An 18,369-nucleotide genomic window follows, 5' to 3' on the forward strand; every position below is an offset into this window, starting at 1 on the left:
GACGGCGAGATCTCGACGGCGAAGGCCGGAGGAAAGGCGCCCAAGGCGCTCTGGATGGAATGCCCGCAGAGCATGCGCCGGAAAGGTCGGGCCGCAGCGGAACGCAATGGCCGTCTCGGCCCCCAAAAAAACGCCACGGCGCGCGGAGGGCGCCGTGGCGAAGTGGTCAGGCCGCAGCCGAAACGTCGGTGGGAACCGACGCAATGGTCTTCAGGATCTGGGAGGCGATCTGGTAGGGGTCGCCCATGGAGTTCGGGCGGCGATCCTCGAGATAGCCCTTGTAGTCGTTCTTCACGAAGGAGTGGGGGACGCGGATGGACGCGCCACGGTCCGCGACGCCGTAGGAGAACTTGTTCCACGGCGCGGTCTCATGCTTGCCGGTGAGGCGCATGTGGTTGTCCGGGCCATAGACGGCGATGTGGTCGTCGAGGTTGGCCTCGAAAGCCGCCATCAGGTTCTCGAAATACGCCTTGCCGCCCACTTCACGCATGTAGGACGTGGAGAAGTTGGCGTGCATGCCCGAGCCGTTCCAGTCGGTGTCGCCGAGCGGCTTGCAGTGGAACTCGATGTCCACGCCATACTTCTCGGTGAGACGCAGGAGCAGGTAGCGGGCCATCCACACTTCGTCGGCGGCCTTCTTGGAGCCCTTGCCGAACACCTGGAATTCCCACTGGCCCTTCGCGACTTCCGCGTTGATGCCCTCGTGGTTGATCCCGGCGGCGAGGCAGAGGTCGAGATGCTCCTCGACGATGGTGCGGGCGACGTCGCCCACGTTCTTGAAGCCGACGCCCGTGTAATAGGGGCCCTGCGGCGCGGGGTAGCCGGCCTCGGGGAAGCCGAGCGGACGGCCGTTCTTGTAGAAGAAGTATTCCTGCTCGAAGCCGAACCAGGCGCCGGCATCATCGAGGATGGTGGCGCGCTTGTTGGTGGGGTGCGGGGTGACGCCATCCGGCATCATCACTTCGCACATCACCAGGGCACCGTTGGTGCGGGCCGGGTCGGGATAGATGGCGACCGGCTTCAGCACGCAGTCCGAGCTGCGGCCCTCGGCCTGCTGGGTGGACGAACCGTCGAAGCCCCAGAGCGGCAGCTCTTCGAGGCTCGGGAACACGTCATATTCCTTGATCTGGGTCTTGCCCCGGAGATTGGGAACCGGGGTGTAGCCGTCGAGCCAGATATACTCGAGCTTAAACTTTGGCATTGCAGTCTCTCTGAGCCGATGACGTGAAATTCGGAACTTTGCTTCTCGAACTCTTTGTTTCAGGAACTCTTTGAAGCGTCCGGCCGTGAAGGATCCACCGGCCGCGGGGGCCGGCGCTTATCTAGCAATCCGCGTGCCAGCCGGGATCCCGTAGCCGGACAAGGGCTTTCTGCACGCGTCCGCTGCGTAAGCCGCTCATCGATGCATCATGAATCGGCCGAAGCGTTAGGCGCACAGCCCAAGACCTGTGCATCTGCCGATCACTGACCTTGCGCCGGGGTACAATCGGCAGAAGCGCGGGAACAAAACCGCGGCACCCACGCTTAGGAAGAGGCACCACGCTGCACTGCGAAAGACGCGCGCGGGCCATGCAGCAAACGCCCAAATAAATCGGCGGACTGATGTCAATTTAGTTGTGCCTAAAATTTAGGCATTAAACTAAAATTTGCCCGTATTGATGTATATGTACGGGGCAAATCATGTTATGAAGTCTGCAAGTGATGGCGCCTAGGAGGCTCATCGGACAGGAGACCGGAGTGATGACTGCGAACCACGAGCGCGAGACGGCGAAAATCTATGTCTTCCCAGTGAAGAATGGCGCGAAGAACGGCATGCCCGCCAAAGAGGCGAAATGGGCCGCCGAGATCGCCGCCATGGGAGCCGCGCAGGCCGTGATCGGAAGCAGCTGGTATCACGAAGAGGCGGTAAAGGCCGCCGACCTCCCCAACCGTCGCTGATCCGCGTCGGGGAGCGGGGCGCCTCGCCGCCTCGCCCGCGCTGGACCGCTTCTTGCGTGAGCCCTGCCCGAGACCTTTTCGGGTAGGACTTGCGACAATGGCCCTCGACCTCAAGACAGACTGGACGAACGCGGAGCTTGCTGCCCTCATCGGCTCCGTGGTCGATGACCGCGACTGGCGACTGGAAGTGAGCAAGGACGGCATCGCCACCCTCGCCGACAAGACCGCCAATCCCACCGGCGCGGATTATGACGAGGGCCTCCACGGCTTCTTCGAGACCTGGATGGCCGGCACCGATTTCGTCGGCCCCTCCGCAGCTGGCGACAAGGATCTGGTGGGCAAGATCGCCACCGCGCTGCGCGCCAACTACCCCGCCCTCAAGGCCGACAAGTTCATCTACGTGGCGCTGTAGCCGCGCGGCCTGCCCTGCTGGCAAGGGTCCCGCGCACGGCGCGCGGGACAGGGCCTCCAGAGCGCTTTCCCCTTTTTCCCAAACCCTTTAGGCTGGCCCGGCCGGTTTCCGCCGGATCGCCTCATGCGGTCACGCGCCATTCGAGATGAGTCGCGCGGGCCGCCCTGAGCGGGGTCTCGGCAGAGCAGACGAAGAGCCGCCAAGCGGCCGGTTTGGGGGAGAGGCGCGTGGGAAGCGGCAGGCTGCGTTACGATCACGATTCTCACCCGCCGCTCGCGGTGCTTTTGGGCTCCGTGGCCCAGCACATGGGCCTGATGGCGGTGACGCTGGTGTTCCCGCTGCTGGTGGCGCAGGCGGCCGGCGCCGATGCCGAGATGCAGCGGCGCTATCTGGACCTCGCCATGCTGGCCATGGGGGTGGCGACCCTGTTCCAATGCTGGGGCCGGCCACTCCTGTTCCTGCCCCGAGTCGGCTGCGGCTATCTCCTGCCCGCCGTGTTCACCGCCGCCTATCTGCCCGCCGCCCTCTTTACCGCCCGCGCGGGCGGGCTGGAGGCGGTGGCGGGCATGACGATTGCGGCCGGGCTCGCCGAGGTGCTGTTCAGCCGGATCATGCACCGCGTGCGCCCCTTCCTGCCCGTCGAGATCGTCGGGCTGGTGGTGATGCTCATCGGCATCATCCTCGGCATCGTCGCCATCAAGCTGATGGTGGGCTACAGCCAGTCCATGGCCAGCGTCACCCTCACCGGCAGCGGCGGCGCGGCAGCCGGCCTCGTGGTGATGATCGCCCTCGCCGCCTGGGGCAGTCCGCCGTGGCGCGCCATGGCGGTGCTGGTGGGGCTCGCCGTGGGCACGGCGGTGCATTTCGCCCTCGGCATCGGCGCACCGCTGCCGCAGGTTAGCGTGAAGCCCATGCTGGAGCTCATCCGCTGGCCGATCGTGGTGCCGAGCTTCAGCATCGGGCTGCTGCCCGGCTTCCTCGCCGGGGCGCTCGCCTGCATCCTGCGCAGCTTCGGCGACATGGTGGCGAGCCAGCGCGCCAATGATCCCAATTGGCGCCGGCCGGATTATACCAACATCGAGGCCGGCGTGATGGCCGACGGCCTGGGCACCCTGTGCGCTGGGCTCATCGGCACCATGGGCCTCAATACCTATTCGGCCAGTGTGGGCCTCTCCGTCGCCACCGAGGTGAAGGCGCGCCGTGTGGGGCTCGGCGTCGGCATCGGCTGGATCGCGCTCGCCTTCATCCCCGGCTCCTCGGTGGCGGTGATGGCGATCCCCCGCCCGGTGCTGGGGGCGGCGCTGCTGTTCGCCTCCGCCTTCATCGTGCTGTCTGGCATCTCCATCCTCGGCCAGCGGCTGCTGGATGCGCGCCGCACCATCGTGGTGGGCCTCGGCTTCCTCATCGGCATTTCCTTCGACGAGATTCCGGATTTCTACGCGCGGGCGCTTTCCGAGACGGTGCACGAGATCGTCACCTCGTCGCTGGTGCTGGGGCTATTCACGGCGCTTGCGCTCAATGCCCTGTTCCGCATCGGCGCGGTGAAGAGCCGCCGCCTCGTCTGGTCTACCGCGGAGGGGCATGCGGTGCTGCGCCAGTTCCTCATGGACAGCGCCGCCGCCGATGGCGCGCGCACCGACGAGGTGGGGCGCATCGCCCAGATCGCGGAGGAATTCGCCACCGCCGCCCCGTCTCTGGTGGAGGGACCGGTGGAGGTGACGACGCGGTTCGACGAGTTCGTGCTGGACGTGTCCTTCACCTGGGCCGGACGCGCACTTCAGCCGGGGCCGAAGCCGACATTCGATGTCGAGGTGGATGAGGAGGCGATGCTCAATGGCGTCACCTTCCTCCTCATCACCCGTCTGTCCGACCGCACCCACCGCCGCACGCTGCCGGACGGGCGGCAGGAATTGCGCTGCGAAGTGGACCAGTAGCGCAGCCCTGCATGGCGGGGGCCTGACACCGGTGGTATGCCTGCTGAATTCCGATCGCGCGACCCAGGGGCAGGACCATTGGGGGCAAGACCGTTGGGGGCAGGACCATGCCGATCTTCCACACCAACGGCCGGACCCGGGCCGCGCGCCGCACTGGGCCGGGCCCCGCCGGCCTCATGCTCGGCCTGCTCCTCCTCCAGGTGGGAACCGGATGGGCGGCGACAGCTCCGGAGGCAACCGATCCGAAGAAATTCCAGAGCTATCTCTATTCGGACGCCTACCGGGCCGCACTGGCCGCAGCCTGGAAGAAGGTGCCCCCCGTCTCGCTGCCCGCCTGCGGCTCGCTGACCGACGGCAACGTGTCGGTGACGCTGCAACAGGATGTGGCCTTCGATGCCAAGGGCCTGCCGAAATCCGGCGCATGGTGGGGGCATTATCCCGTCTCCGGCTGCGGCGCGGAGCGGATCATCAACATCCTGTTCCGGGCCGAGCCGTCGGGCGTGCGCTTCCTCGTCACGCTGCCGGGCCGCACCCGCGCCAATGTGGTGCTCCAGCGCGACGGGCTCACCTATGCCTTCATCGGCGCCGGCACCAAGGTGCGCGACTGCAAGGACATGGAGGTGGCGGATACCGCCTTCGACGGGTTCGGCCTTTCCTCCGGCGACAAGAAGGCGCCGGAGACCGGGCCATGGCGCGAGACATGGACGGTCGCCGCCTGCGGCCGGATGCTGGCGGTTCCGCTGGAATTCATCCCGGACGCCACGGGCACCACCATCAACCAGAGGCCTGCCGAGGTGCGCGAGCTGAAGAAGTGAGACCTCAGCCGAATTCCCGCGCCGCCTCCTGAAGGAAGGCGTGGACATAGGGCGCGAAGGAGCGCCAGCACTCCACCCGCAAGTCGTCGCCGGTGCGCACCACCACCACCTCGGCCTTTCCCAACAGCGTGCGGGTGGCCGAACCGGGTGGGAAAGCGGTGGCGGAGAGGTCGAGCGCGATGCCGGCGTTCAGGATCTCCGCCGCATGCGGGCCGCAAACGGCGATCGCCGCATTCCGGTGCCCCACCGCCACCAGCGAGAAGAAGCGCCCGGCGAGATCGGCGTCGAGGGCCGCTTCCGCCGCCCTCCCCTCGCCCGCCGGACAGGCGAGCAGCCATTCGTCCGGCCCGATCCGGGCAGCGAAGCGCTCGGGCGTGCCGCGCACGCTGTTGAGCGGCCCGGTAAGGTCGAAGCCGCCGGCGACCACCCGCTCGCCCTTGAGGCGCAATGCGAAGCGGTCGGCGGACGGGAGCGCGCGCACGAAGCCGGTGGAGACAGGGGGAAGGACGGGGGCGCGAAAGGCCGTAACGGGGGACTCACGCATGGGTCGAACCTTCGATGCTGCCGTTCACGCGAATGCCTTCTGCATCGAAGAAGACGGGCGCCACCACTTTCACCGGCGTGAAGCCGCCGGGGGTTGTCGCGTGAAGCGTTTCGCCCAGTCGTGTTCTGCCCGCAGAAACGAGCGCGAGGGCGATCGGGTTCCCGACGGTCGGGCTGAAATAGGACGACGTGACGTGCCCCAGCATCTTCATCGGAACGGGCTGGGCGGTGTCGGCGACGATCTGCGCCCCTTCATCCAAGACCGTGCGGCCGTCCACGGAGAGAAGGCCGACCAGTTGCTTGCGATCCGCCCGCGCCATGTCCGGCCGGGCCAGCGAGCGCTTGCCGACGAAATCCTTCTTCACCTTGGAGACCATGCCGCCGAGGCCGAGGTCGTCCGCCGTCACGGTGCCGTCCGTCTCCTGCCCGACGATGATGAAGCCGCGCTCGGCGCGCAGCACATGCATCGTCTCGGTGCCATAGGCGGTGATTCCGAAGCGCTCGCCGTAGGCGAACAGCGCCTCCCACACGGCCCGCGTATAGTCCGCCGGCACATTGATCTCGAAGCCGAGCTCGCCGGTGAAGGACACGCGCATGAGCCGTGTCGGCACGCCGAGGATCTCCCCCTCGCGCACCGCCATGTGGGGGAAGGCCTCCCCTGAGAGATCGATGCCGGTCACGAAGGGCGCCAGCACGTCCCGCGCCCGCGGCCCCTGCACGGCGATGACGCCCCACTCCTCGGTGATGGAGGTGAGGAAGACGTCGAGGTCCGGCCATTCCGTCTGAAGATAATCCTCCATGTGCGCCAGCACGCGGGGCGCGCCGCCGGTGGAGGTGGTGACGTGGAAGCGGTCGGGGGCCATGCGGGCGACGATGCCGTCGTCGAGGATGAAGCCGTCTTCCTTCAGCATCAGGCCGTAGCGGCACTTGCCGGGTTCGAGCTTCGTCCAGGCGTTGGGATAGATGCGGTTCATGAATTCGGCCGCATCCGGCCCCACCACCTCGATCTTGCCGAGCGTCGAGGCATCGAGCAGGCCGACGCCATTGCGCACCGCGCGGCATTCGCGCGCTACCGCCGCGTGCATGTCTTCCCCCGCCTTGGGGAAGTACCAGGCGCGGCGCCACAAGGCGACGTTCTCGAACTTCGCGCCCTGCTCCACCGCCCAGTCGTGCAGCGGCGCGATGCGGATGGGGTCGAAGGTCTCGCCCCGCGCCGTGCCGACGATGGCGCCGAAGGTGACGGGCGTGTAGGGCGGGCGGAAGGTGGTGGTGCCCACCTGCGGGATGTCCTTCGCCAGGATCTCCGAAACAAGGCCGAGGGCGGCCATGTTGGAGGTCTTGCCCTGGTCGGTGGCCATGCCGTTGGTGGTGTAGCGCTTCACATGCTCGACGCTCTCGAACCCCTCGCGCACCGCAAGGCCGATGTCCTTGGCGGTCACGTCGTTCTGGAAGTCGAGGAAGGCGCGCACCTTCTTGGGGTTCGCATCGGTGGGCAGCACCCGCGCGGGCCTGAAGCCGGTGGGCGTGGCGGGCGCCGCCGCGAAGGCGCGGGCGGAAGGCACGCCGGCCGCGTCCGCGCCGGCCGCCCACCCCTCGGCGAGGATGGCGGCAAGGTCATAGGTGCCCTTGGACGCGCCGGCCGAGCGCTCCGCCTGCACGGATGTGCTCGGCACGAAGGCGTCGATCTCGGTGCGGAAGGTGAGCTTGCCGCGCGACTGGGAGAAGAGATGCACGGCCGGCGTCCAGCCGCCGGACATGCCCACGCAATCACACGGCAGCGTCCGACGCGCGCCGACGCGCCCGCCCGACAGCGGTGCCACGATGAGCCCCGTCACCGCCTTGCCGCCGGTGGAGCCGACCACCGTATGCCCGGCAAGGATCTCGATGCCGGAGGCGAGCCCCCGCTCGGGGCCGATCTCCGCCTCGGGGCGCAGGTCCACGATCGTCACGTCCAGCCCCACCGCCTTGGCATCGGCCGCGGCGCGATAGGCGGAGGCGCCGTTGGTTGCGAAGACGATGCGGCGGCCCGGCGCGACGGCGTAGCGGTTCACATAGGTGCGCACGCTCTCGGCCAGCAGGATGCCCGGCCGGTCGTTGTCGGCGAAGGCAAGCGGGCGCTCGTGGGCGCCGGTGGCGAGCACCACCTCCTTCGCCCGCACCTGCCACAGCCGCTCGCGCGGCAGCTTGGGATCCGGCGCGGCGAGATGGTCGGTCACGCGCTCGGTGAGGACCACGTGGTTGTGATTGTAATAGCCGAAGGCCGTGGTGCGGTTGAGAAGCGTGACGTTCTCCCGTCCCACCAGCGTCGCCAGCGCATCCGCCACGAAGGCCGACGGGCTCTTGCCATCGATGGTGGAGGTGGCATCGGCCAGCAGGCCGCCGCCCATCTCCGCCTGCTCGTCGGCGAGGATCACGCGCTTTCCCGTCTCCGACGCCGCCAGCGCCGCGGCGAGGCCGGCCGGGCCGGCACCGACGACCAGCACGTCGCAATGGGCATTGCGATGGACGTAGCGGTCGGCGTCCGGCACGTCCGGCGCGACGCCGAGGCCGGCGGCGGCGCGGATGGCGGGCTCATAGAGCTTGTCCCAGAAGGAGCGCGGCCACATGAAGGTCTTGTAGTAGAAGCCGGCCGTCAGCACCGGCGCGACGAGATCGTTCACCTGCCCGATGTCGTGCTCCAGCGACGGCCAATGGTTCTGCGAGGACACCTTGAGCCCCGCGACCGCCTCCACCACCGTCGCCCGGTTGTTGGGATCGGCTCGGCCGGGGCCGCGATCCACGCGGAAGAGGGCGTTGGGCTCGTCCGCGCCATGGGTCAGCACCCCGCGCGGGCGGTGATATTTGAACGAGCGGCCCACCAGCCTGATGCCGTTGGCCAGCAGCGCCGAGGCGAGCGTGTCGCCCCGATAGCCTTCGACGGTGCGACCGTTGAAGGTGAAGGCGACGGGCTTTGCGCGGTCGATGCGGCCGCGGCCGGGAAGGCGGTATTCCTGCGCCATCAGCGGCCTCCCCCGATGTCGGGACGCGGCTGGCCCATCTCGTAGGTGGTGATGAAGGCGTCGCTCACCGTGTTGCGCAAGGCATTGAACCAGCGGCCGCAGCCGTGGGCGTGCAGCCAGCGCTCGGCGTGGACGCCCTTGGGGCTGGTGCGGGCGAAGAGGTATTCGGCCCAGGCGGCGTCATCGAGGGCGGCGGGATCGGCGGGACGGGCGATGTGCGCCTCGCCGCCGCAGCGGAATTCCACCTCGGGGCGCGGCCCGCAATAGGGACAGGGTACTAGGAGCATGTGAGCAGCCTCAATGCGCCACCGCCGCCGCCGCCGCCTCGTCGATGAGGCGGCCGGTGCGGAAGCGGTCGAGGGTGAAGGGGGCGTTGATGGGGTGGGGCTCGTCGCGGGCGATGGTATAAGCGAACACATGGGCCGAGCCCGGCGTCGCCTTGAACCCGCCCGTGCCCCAGCCGCAATTCACATAGAGGCCCTTCACCGGCGTCTTGCCGATGATGGGCGAGCGGTCCGGCGTCACGTCGACGATGCCGCCCCAGTTGCGCAGCATCTTCATGCGCGTGAACTCGGGGAACAGCTCGCAGATGGCATCCAGCGTGTGGGTGGTGATGTGGAGACCGCCCTGCTGGCTGTAGGAAACGTACTGGTCCGTGCCCGCGCCGATGACGAGTTCGCCCTTGTCGGACTGGGAGATGTAGGCGTGCACCGCGTTGGACATCAGCACGCAGGGAAAGCACGGCTTCACCGGCTCGGAGACCAGCGCCTGCAGCGGGAAGCTCTCCAGCGGCATCCGCACCCCGGCCATGGCCATGACCATGGAGGTATGCCCCGCCGCCGAGACGCCGATCTTCTTCGCCCCGATCGGCCCGCGCGTGGTCTCCACCCCGGTCACCGCCCCGTCCGGCCCGCGATTGATGGCTGTGACCTCGCAATTCTGGATGATGTCGACACCGAGCGCGTCCGCGCCACGGGCATAGCCCCACACCACCGCATCATGCCGCGCCGTGCCGCCGCGCCGCTGAAGGGCCGCGCCGAGCACCGGATAGCGGATGTCAGGAGAGATATTGAGCGGCGGGCAGAAGTCCTTCGCCTCCTCCCGCGTCAGCCACTCATTGTCGATGCCGTTGAGGCGGTTGGCATAGACGTGGCGCTTGAAGCTCTGCACGTCGTGCTGGTTATGGGCCAGCATCAGAACGCCGCGCTGGGAGAACATGACGTTGTAGTTCAGCTCCTGCGACAGCCCTTCCCAGAGCTTCACCGCGTGCTCGTAGAGAGCGGCGCTCTCGTCGAACAGGTAGTTGGAGCGGATGATGGTGGTATTGCGGCCGGAATTGCCGCCGCCGATCCAGCCCTTCTCCAGCACCGCGATGTTGCGGAGGCCATGCTCCTTGGCGAGGTAATAGGCGGCGCCGAGCCCGTGGCTGCCCCCGCCGATGATGAGGGCATCATAGGCCGGCTTGGGCGCCGGGTTGCGCCACTGGCGGCTCCAGCCCTGATGGGCGTTCAGCGCCTCGGCGAGGAGGGTGGGTAGCGAGAAGCGGCGCATCGGTGTCCCTGGTGGGTATCCGGGGTGATCCCTGTTCGCCCGCGACAATGCGCCCGGCCGGGGTCACGCTCTCGTGGGAATGCGACAGTGATCTGGAACAAAGACGACACGCCGCTCGCTCTTCCGCACTGTTTGCCACGGCGACGTCTGCTCCTCCGGCTCCGGCGCGGCCGGCCATAAGGTGGCGCCATGCCTGAAAAATGAACGCAAGATAAGGTGTGACGCGGAAGCCGCGGCGCTATAAGGAGCCGACGAGGCGATCCCCTGCACCGATGCCGGATGGAGCGCGAGCACCTGTCACGGCCCTGCCCGTGGCCGAACCTGAGAGTCGAGCGCGAGCAAGAGATGAGCACGAGCCGAGATGCGTCCTTCCTCGATGCCGCCCGCCGGGAGCCGCCCGCGTCTGTCTCCGCCGCCCGCGCGCGCCAGCCGGTGATGGACCGCGCCGGGCTCGCCCGCGCCTTCGACGACCTCTCCGTCTACATGAATGCCTGCATCCTCGGGCAGCCGGCCTTCGTCGAGCTGCTGCTGATCGCCGTTCTGGCGGACGGCCACCTGCTGGTGGAAGGCGCGCCCGGCCTTGCCAAGACCAAGGCCATCAAGGCGCTGGCCCATGCCATCGACCTCACCGACCAGCGCATCCAGTTCACGCCGGACCTTCTGCCCTCCGACCTTACCGGCACCGACATCTACCGCCCTGAAGACGGCAGCTTCCAGTTCCAGGAAGGGCCGGTGTTCCACAACTTCATCCTCGCCGACGAGATCAACCGCGCCCCCGCCAAGGTGCAGTCGGCGCTGCTGGAGGCCATGGCCGAGCGTCAGGTGACGGTGGGGCGCACCACCCGCCGCCTGCCGCCGCTGTTCATGGTGATGGCGACCCAGAACCCCATCGAGCAGGAAGGCACCTATCCCCTGCCCGAGGCGCAGCTCGACCGCTTCCTGCTGCATGTGCGCATCGATTTCCCGGACATCGACGCCGAGCGCGAGATCCTGCGCCTCGTGCGCGGCGAGGCGCGGGGCGAGGCGCCCGACTTCGGCCAGCCGCTGCCGCAGGAGGTGGTCTTCGCCGCCCGGCGCGAGGTGCTGGCCGTCCACATGGCGGAGCAGGTGGAGGAGTATCTGCTCCAGTTGGTGCAGGCGACGCGCCGTCCCGAGCTTTACGGCGCGGATCTCCAGGGCCTCGTCGGCTTCGGCGCCAGCCCGCGCGGCACCATCGCCCTCGACCGCTGCGCCCGCGCCCATGCGTGGCGGCGCAAGCGCGACTACGTGATCCCCGAGGACGTGCAGGCCATCGCCAAGGCGGTCTTGCGCCACCGCGTGCTCATGACCTTCGAGGCCGAGGCCGACGGCGTGACCAGCGACGACTTCATCGACCTGCTGCTGGCCCGGGTACCGGTGGGCTGAGGCGACACACTCCATGGCCGAGCGCGATCCGCTCCGGGGCGTCGTTGCCCGCCTCGCCGATCTCGTAGCGGCGCGTCCGCGCGTCCAGGGCGGCTTTTCGGGCGGCAAGCGCGTCAGCAGCCAGCTCTATGGGGGCCACAGCTCCTCCTTCCGCGGCCGCGGCATGGAGTTCGACGAGGTGCGCGTCTACCACCCCGGCGATGATGTGCGCACCATCGACTGGCGGGTGACGGCCCGCACCGGGAAGCCGCACACCAAGCTGTTCCAGGAGGAGCGCGAGCGCCCGGTGCTGGTGCTGGTGGATGCGCGCGCCTCCATGCGCTTCGGCACGCGCGACTGCTTCAAGTCCGTGCTGGCGGCCAAGGCGGCGGCGGTGCTGGCCTGGATCGGCATCGGCGGCGGCGACCGGGTGGGCGGGCTGGTGCTGGCGCCCTCCGGCATCATCGCGCTGCGCGCCGAGCGCACTCGCCGGCGTATCCTCGCGTTCGTGCGCGCCATCGCCGACGCCACCGCCGAACGCCTCGGCCCGCCCGGCGCCGAGCCGACATTGGGCGAGGCGCTGGCCCGCCTGCGGCCGCTGGTGAAGCCCGGCACGCTGATCTTCCTCGTTTCCGACTTCGCCGACCTCGACGAGCACGCCGCCCGCGAGCTCGGCCGCATCGCGCTGGACGGGCACGTCACCTGCCTCTTCGTCTATGACCGGCTGGAGACGCAGATGCCGTCGGGCGGCGTCTTCCCCGTCACCGACGGTGCGGCGGTCGCCCGGCTGGACGGCACCCGCACATCGCTGCGCGAGGGCTATGCCCGCCGGTTCGCCGAGCGGCGCGGCGCGCTGGAGCGGCTCTGCCGCGAGCGCGGCCTCACCTTGATGGACCTTGAGACCGGCTGCGATCCGGCGGAGGTCCTCAATCCCGAGCGGATGCGGCAGGCCGCGATCACCGCGCGGGCGGGGGCGACCGGAACCGCACGGGCGGGGGCGCGATGACCAGCCCCGCCCCCGCGCCCGCGACAACGGTGCCGCCCGCCGCCACCGGCCCCACACTCATTCCCCCGCCCGGCACGGCGACACCGCCGAATTTCCAGACGCCGGACTTCCTGAACACGCCCCCGCCTCCGCCCGCGCCGGGCTCGGCGGAAGACCCGCTGGCGGCGCTGCGCGACATCCATCTGCCACCGGATGTTCCGATCTTCCCGCTGGCACCGGGCTGGTACATGCTGGCCGGGCTGGTGGTGCTGGTGCTCGCCATTCTCGCCGTGCGCGAATGGCGCTGGCGGCAGACGCTCGCCTACAAGGCCCTGAAGATGTTCGATGCCGAGGTCGGCCGGGCCGAGCCCGACAACACCCACGCCGTCGCCGTCGCCGCCTCCGATGTGCTGCGCCGGCTGGTGCGTGCGGAGTCCGGGGAGGCGAAGGCGACGCTCACCGGCGAAGCCTGGGCGCGCCTTCTGGTCACCGGCCGCGCGCCGTTCGCCCCACGCGAGGCGGCCTTCCTCGCCCGCGCGCCCTACATGCCGCCTGAGACTGCGGAGCAGGTGGCGGCCGGCAGCATCACCCCGGCCACCCTCGCCGACGCCGTGCGGCGCCACATCCGGGCGCGCCGATGATCACGCTCGCCTGGCCCTGGATGCTGGCGCTGCTGCCGGCCCCCCTCCTCGCCCGCATGCTGGTGCCGCGCGCCCGCGAGCAGAAGGCCGGCGCGCTACGCCTGCCCTTCTTCGCCGAGCTCGCCCGCGCCGGACTGGTGACGCCCGGCCGCCCGGCGTGGCGCCTGACGCGGCTCGCGGTTCTCGCCTTCATCTGGACGCTCCTCGTCATCGCCGCCGCCCAGCCCGTCTATGTGGGCCGACCGGTGGAGGTGCCGGTGGAGGGGCGCGAGATCATGCTGGTCATCGATCTGTCCGCCTCCATGGCGCAGCGCGACCTCTCCCTCGCCCGGCCCATGGACCGCCTCCAGGTGGTGAAGCAGGTGGCCGACGACTTCATCGCCCGCCGGGCCGGCGACCGGGTGGGCCTCATTCTCTTCAGCACCCGCGCCTATGTGCAGGCACCCCTCACCCTCGACCGCCGTGCGGTGCGCGCGCTGCTGGCCGAGGCCACCATCGGCATGACCGGCAACAACACCTCCATCGGCGACGCCATCGGCCTTGCGGTGAAGACCCTGCGCGACGGGCCGGAGAAGGAACGGGTGGTGGTGCTGCTCACCGATGGCGCCAACACCTCAGGCGTGCTCGATCCGCTCCAGGCGGCGGCCATCGCCGCCAAGGAAAATCTGCGCATCCACACCATCGGCGTCGGCTCCGACACGGGTGAGTTCGTGCCCTTCGGCGCTCTCAACCCCTCCTCCGATCTCGACGAGGGCACGCTCAGGGCCATCTCAGGCCTAACCGGCGGCAAGTATTTCCGTGCCCGCGACCAGCAGGGCCTCGCCGGCATCTATGCCGAGATCGACAAGCTGGAGCCGGTGGCCGGCGATCCGCAATATGTGCGGCCGGCGCTCACCCTGTTCTTCTGGCCCCTCGGCGCGGCGTTGATCGCGAGCTTCCTGTTCGCCGCCGCTCTCATGCTGCGCCTGCCGGCCCGAGGCGCCGTGCCTGCGCCGCAGGCGGCTCCGGACGCCGATGCCCAGGCCCTGCCCGTCGCGGAGGCGCGCTGATGGCGAGCTTCCATTTCCTACGCCCCGAATGGCTCCTGGCGCTGCTGCCGGCGGCGCTCCTCGCGGCCCTGCTGCATCGGCGGCTGCGCGCGGGCAGCAATGACTGGGCGCGCGAGGTCGATCCCCATCTTCTCGCCCATCTCGCCCTTCCCGGCCGGCGCGCAAGCGGGCAATGGCCGGCCGTGCTGCTGTTCGCCGGCTGGGTCGCCGCCGTGTTCGCCATGGCCGGCCCCACCTGGCAGAAGCTGCCGCAGCCGGTGACGGGGCGGCTCGACCCGCTGGTGATCGCGCTCAGCCTGTCGCCGAGCATGAACGCGCCCGATGCCAGCCCCTCCCGCCTCATCGCCGCCCGCTACAAGATCGCCGACGTGCTCCAGCGCATGCGCGGTAGCGAGGTGGCGCTGGTGCTCTATTCCGACATCCCGTTCGCCGCCGCGCCGCTGACGCAGGATGCGCAGGTGGTGGCGCAGATGCTGCCGGACCTCTCCACCCGCCTCATGCGCGGCAATGCGAACCGCCCGCAGGACGCCATCGCCATGGCCGTCGATCTGCTCAGGGGCGCGGGCGCCGCGAGCGGCCGCATCCTGCTCGTGACCGACGGGCCGGGCGAGGAGCCAGGCAAGACGCAGGTCGCCGCCAGGACGGCGGCGGCGGAGGGCTACAAGGTCAATGTCATCGGCGTCGGCGCGGAGGGCGCCAACGGCGCGCCGGCGGTGGACACGGCGGCGCTGACCGCCATCGCCACGGCCGGTCAGGGGACCTTCACGCCGCTCACCGCCGATGACCGCGACATCGCCGCCGCTTTGCCCCCCGTCGCCGCATCGAACGGCGCCGTCACCGACAGCGAGGGCTTCACCGCCGACGTGTGGGCGGACATGGGGCCGTTCGTGCTGCTGCTCGCTGTGCTGCTCGCCCCCCTCGCCTTCCGCCGGGGCTGGATCGCCGTTCTCGCCGTCGCCGCCCTCGGCGGCCTCGCGACGCCCGATGGCGCGCAGGCGCAGACGATCCCGCAATCCCTGCCGCAGAGCTGGGCCGACCTGTGGTGGCGCCCGGACCAGCAGGGCGCGGCCGACTTCGCGCGGGGCGACTACGCCGCCGCCGCGCAGAAGTTCGACGATCCCGCCTGGAAGGCCAATGCCCTCTACAAGGCCGGCGATTATTCCGGCGCCGCGGCCGCCCTCTCCCGCCTGCCGGGCAGCGACTACAATCGCGGCAACGCGCTCGCCCGCGCCGGACAGCTGGAGGAGGCTGTGGCCGCCTACGACAAGGCGCTGGCCGCCACCCCCGACGATGCCGACGCCAAGTTCAACCGCGACCTCGTGCAGAAGCTGATCGACGCCAGAAAGAAGCAAGAGGAAGACAAGAAGAAGCAGGACGAGAAGCAGAACCAGGCCGGTGGCGGTGGCGGCGGGCAGGATCAGAAGAAGGACCCGAACAAGGACGCCAAGCCCGACCCCAAATCGGACCAGAAGCAGGACCAGAAGCCCGGCGGGGACAAGCCGCAGGACGCGCAGAACACGCCCCAGCCCGGCGGTTCCCCGCCGCCGCCCGCGCCCCTGCCGCCGCGCCGCCCACCCGAGCTGGCGCAGCAGCAGCCCCCGCAATCGCCGCCCTCGCAATCGCCTCCTTCGAAGGAGCAGGCCCGGCAGGCGCCGCCCGACGCCCCGCCGCCCGCCCAGCCGCCGCTTCAGGAACCACCGCAGCAGCCCGCGCAACAGCCTCCGCAGTCGCCGGAGATGATGGCCGGCGACGTGCCCGCCGCTCCGGTGACGCCCAAGGCGCCGCCCCCGCCCATGCCGGACGACAAGGACGGCGAGACGGACGCCAAGCCCGATCCCAACGCGGAATTCGCGGCACCACCCACCGCGCCGTCGCAGGTGGCCCAGCCGACGCCGCCCAAGCCGCCGCCCGGCGCGCCGCCGCAGGTGTCCATCAGCGACGACGACCAGAGCCGCGAGCAGGCGCTGCGGCAGGTGCCGGACGACCCCGGCGGGCTGCTGCGCGCGCGCATCCGCGCCCAGTACACCGGCCGCCCGGTGACTCTGTCCGAGGAGGATGCGCGATGACCGGCGCCGCCTTCCGCTCGTTGTTGCTCCCGCCGGCGCGCGCCCGCGCGTCCATCGCGGTCCTCGCCCTCGCGCTGTGGGCGACGGCCGCGGGCGCCGCCGGCTTCAAGGCCACGGTGGAGAAGCCGCCGGCCGACCAGGGCGACACCTTCGAGCTGGTGCTCAGCGTCATCGGCCGGGACAGCCTCGAACCGCCCAACGTCGCGCCCCTCAACAAGGATTTCGAGATCCTCGACCGCGGCAAGCGCAGCCGCATGGAGCTTATCGGCGGCCGCATGGCGGAGGTGAACGAGTGGGTGCTGCTGCTGGCGCCCAAGCGCGCCGGCCGGCTCGTCATCCCGCCCCTCACCCTCGGCGCGGAGACGAGCGCGCCCATCGAGATGAACGTCTCGGCCGCCGCCATCCCCGAGCCGCCGGACGACGGGCCGATCTCCCTCTCCGTCGACGTGCTGGGAACGCCGCCCTTCTTCCTCCAGAGCGAGATTCCCATCGTCGTGCGCATGTACGACCGGGTCGGGACCCTCGGGGCGACCGGCGATCCGCCCACGGCGGACGGCGCCACCTTCTCGCAGGAGGGTGAGCCGAAGAGCTACGCGCGCGTATTCGATCGGCGGCGCTTCCGCGTGGTGGAGCTGCGCTACATCATGCGGCCGCAGCGCACCGGCACCATCCAGATCCCGTCCGTCGCCCTGCGCGCCACCATCCCCACCTCGCCGCCCGGCGCGCAGGAGCAGGCCCGGGCGATGGGGCGGCCTGCCATGCCGTGGCTCGGCGGCAATTTCGATGCGGGGCGCAAGGTCACGGTGTTCTCCAATCCCGTGGAGGTGACAGTCCAGCCACGGCCGGCGGGCGTCACCGGCTGGTTCCTGCCGGCCCGCGCGGTGCGCCTCAAGGAGACCTGGAGCAGTCCGCCGGCCAAGGCGAAGGTGGGGGTCGCCCTCACCCGCACGCTGCGGCTGGAGGTTCAGGGCGCCAGCCCCGCCCAATTGCCGCCGCTGAAGCCGGTGGAGACGGACGGCGTGCGTCAGTATGCCGACGAGGAGCGCCCCGAGGCCGCACCCGTGGGCGGCGCCCCCGGCGCCGTGGCGGAGGTCCGCGTCAGCGTCGTGCCCACCCGCGCCGGAACGATCACCCTGCCGGCGGTGACCATCCCGTGGTGGAACGTCGTGACCAACCGCGCCGAGATGGCCCAGTTGCCGGCGGTGACGCTGCAGGTGACCGGAGCGGCCGATCCCGCCGGCCTCGCTCCGCCTCCGGCGACAGCGAAGGACGCCCCCCGGCCGCAGGCGGACCCGGCCGCCGAGGCCGCGCCGCTGCCCCTGCGCGACATGGCCGCCATCGCGCTCGTGGTGGTGATGATCGCCGGCTTCCTGCTGTTCTCCGGCCGGCGCGCCGCCCGGAAGGCGCGCATCGCCTCCCCGCCGCCGGAACGGCCCGTCGCCGGCCTTCCCGCGCGCCCCGGCCGCCCCGCGCCCACGCGCCCCGCCGTGCGCCGGCCGCGTCTATCCCTCCCCGACGAGAAGACCGCTGCCGTCGCGGTGGAGGCCGCCTGCAAGGCCGGCAAGGCCGCCGCCGCCTATCGCGCCTATCTCGACTGGAACCGCGCGTCAGGGCCGGGCCATGCGGGCACCGCCTCGGCCCGAACACCGGCCATGGCGGCGGCGCTGCACGAAATCAGCCGTCACCTCTATGCTGGCGAGCGGGATACGTGGGACGGTGCCGGCTTCCGGACCGCCTTCGCCGCGGAGCGCAAGGCCGCGCACACCCCACCCAAAACCCGCGCCGCCCGCACCCTCGCCCCGCTCTATCCCAAGGCGCGCTGAGGGCGCGGTCTGCGCCCCCCTTAAGCCCGCGCGGCGTTTGAGCGAAGGCAGCGCCAAAGCCACGCGCGGCGTTTGAGCGAAGCACCCACCCATAAAGCCCGCGCGGCGCCTGAGCGAAGGCAACGCCAAAACCACGCGCGGCGTTTGAGCGAAGCACCCACCCATAAAGCCCGCGCGGCGCCTGAGCGAAGGCAGCGCCAAAACCACTGCGGCGCCCGAGCGAAGCACCG

Annotated in this window: 15 protein-coding genes; 10 read left to right on the forward strand and 5 right to left on the reverse strand. The window is 70.2% G+C overall.

The annotated features are described in order from the left end of the window. Positions 1-166: 166 nt before the first annotated feature. Complete coding sequence (locus J2126_RS04340) at positions 167-1,201, reverse strand: glutamine synthetase beta-grasp domain-containing protein (protein ID WP_209484304.1); 1,035 nt, start codon at positions 1,199-1,201, stop codon at positions 167-169. Positions 1,202-1,740: 539 nt separating this feature from the next. Between J2126_RS04340 and J2126_RS04345 the strand changes: the two genes are divergently transcribed. The 4 genes from J2126_RS04345 (at position 1,741) to J2126_RS04360 (ending at position 5,099) form a co-directional block, all read left to right on the forward strand. Then, a complete protein-coding gene (locus J2126_RS04345) occupies positions 1,741-1,938 on the forward strand; it encodes a DUF2735 domain-containing protein (RefSeq protein ID WP_209484306.1) in 198 nt (65 codons plus the stop codon). A 97-nt stretch (positions 1,939-2,035) separates the two neighbouring features. Continuing rightward, a complete protein-coding gene (locus J2126_RS04350) occupies positions 2,036-2,350 on the forward strand; it encodes a hypothetical protein (RefSeq protein ID WP_209484308.1) in 315 nt (104 codons plus the stop codon). A 227-nt stretch (positions 2,351-2,577) separates the two neighbouring features. Beyond that, positions 2,578-4,284 carry a uracil-xanthine permease family protein gene (locus tag J2126_RS04355; protein ID WP_348634226.1) on the forward strand — a complete coding sequence of 569 codons (1,707 nt, stop codon included), beginning with the start codon at positions 2,578-2,580 and terminating at the stop codon, positions 4,282-4,284. Between the two features lie 107 nt (positions 4,285-4,391). After that, positions 4,392-5,099, forward strand: a complete 708-nt coding sequence (locus J2126_RS04360; protein ID WP_209484310.1) for a hypothetical protein — start codon at positions 4,392-4,394, stop codon at positions 5,097-5,099. Positions 5,100-5,103: 4 nt separating this feature from the next. On the opposite strand, the gene J2126_RS04365 is transcribed toward J2126_RS04360, so the two are convergent. The 4 genes from J2126_RS04365 to J2126_RS04380 are packed head-to-tail and all read right to left on the reverse strand — an operon-like array spanning position 5,104 to position 10,192. After that, entirely contained in the window at positions 5,104-5,643 is a 540-nt protein-coding gene (locus J2126_RS04365; RefSeq protein WP_209484312.1) for a sarcosine oxidase subunit gamma, read from the reverse strand. Continuing rightward, the gene (locus J2126_RS04370) at positions 5,636-8,641 is read right to left on the reverse strand and encodes a sarcosine oxidase subunit alpha family protein (RefSeq protein ID WP_209484314.1); all 3,006 of its coding nucleotides are present in this window, start codon (positions 8,639-8,641) and stop codon (positions 5,636-5,638) included. Before J2126_RS04370 ends, J2126_RS04365 begins: the two co-directional genes overlap by 8 nt. After that, complete coding sequence (locus tag J2126_RS04375; RefSeq protein ID WP_209484316.1) at positions 8,641-8,928, reverse strand: sarcosine oxidase subunit delta; 288 nt, start codon at positions 8,926-8,928, stop codon at positions 8,641-8,643. Before J2126_RS04375 ends, J2126_RS04370 begins: the two co-directional genes overlap by 1 nt. A 10-nt stretch (positions 8,929-8,938) precedes the next feature. Next, positions 8,939-10,192, reverse strand: a complete 1,254-nt coding sequence (locus tag J2126_RS04380) for a sarcosine oxidase subunit beta family protein (RefSeq protein WP_209484318.1) — start codon at positions 10,190-10,192, stop codon at positions 8,939-8,941. Positions 10,193-10,627: 435 nt separating this feature from the next. Here J2126_RS04380 and J2126_RS04385 point away from each other — a divergent pair, with 435 nt between their 5' ends. The 6 genes from J2126_RS04385 to J2126_RS04410 are packed head-to-tail and all read left to right on the forward strand — an operon-like array spanning position 10,628 to position 18,139. Then, complete coding sequence (locus tag J2126_RS04385; protein ID WP_209489835.1) at positions 10,628-11,596, forward strand: AAA family ATPase; 969 nt, start codon at positions 10,628-10,630, stop codon at positions 11,594-11,596. 13 nt (positions 11,597-11,609) lie between these two features. Beyond that, a complete protein-coding gene (locus tag J2126_RS04390) occupies positions 11,610-12,581 on the forward strand; it encodes a DUF58 domain-containing protein (protein WP_209484320.1) in 972 nt (323 codons plus the stop codon). After that, entirely contained in the window at positions 12,578-13,201 is a 624-nt protein-coding gene (locus J2126_RS04395; RefSeq protein WP_209484323.1) for a DUF4381 domain-containing protein, read from the forward strand. Before J2126_RS04390 ends, J2126_RS04395 begins: the two co-directional genes overlap by 4 nt. Further along, positions 13,198-14,250, forward strand: a complete 1,053-nt coding sequence (locus J2126_RS04400) for a vWA domain-containing protein (protein WP_209484325.1) — start codon at positions 13,198-13,200, stop codon at positions 14,248-14,250. Before J2126_RS04395 ends, J2126_RS04400 begins: the two co-directional genes overlap by 4 nt. After that, positions 14,250-16,316, forward strand: coding sequence for a VWA domain-containing protein (locus J2126_RS04405; RefSeq protein WP_209484327.1), 2,067 nt, complete (start codon positions 14,250-14,252; stop codon positions 16,314-16,316). Before J2126_RS04400 ends, J2126_RS04405 begins: the two co-directional genes overlap by 1 nt. Further along, the gene (locus J2126_RS04410) at positions 16,313-18,139 is read left to right on the forward strand and encodes a BatD family protein (protein ID WP_209484329.1); all 1,827 of its coding nucleotides are present in this window, start codon (positions 16,313-16,315) and stop codon (positions 18,137-18,139) included. The genes J2126_RS04405 and J2126_RS04410 overlap by 4 nt, the downstream gene beginning before the upstream one ends. The last annotated feature ends 230 nt before the right edge of the window (positions 18,140-18,369 follow it).

It is taken from the genome of Xanthobacter flavus, assembly GCF_017875275.1.
Taxonomy (GTDB): Bacteria; Pseudomonadota; Alphaproteobacteria; order Rhizobiales; family Xanthobacteraceae; genus Xanthobacter; species Xanthobacter flavus_A.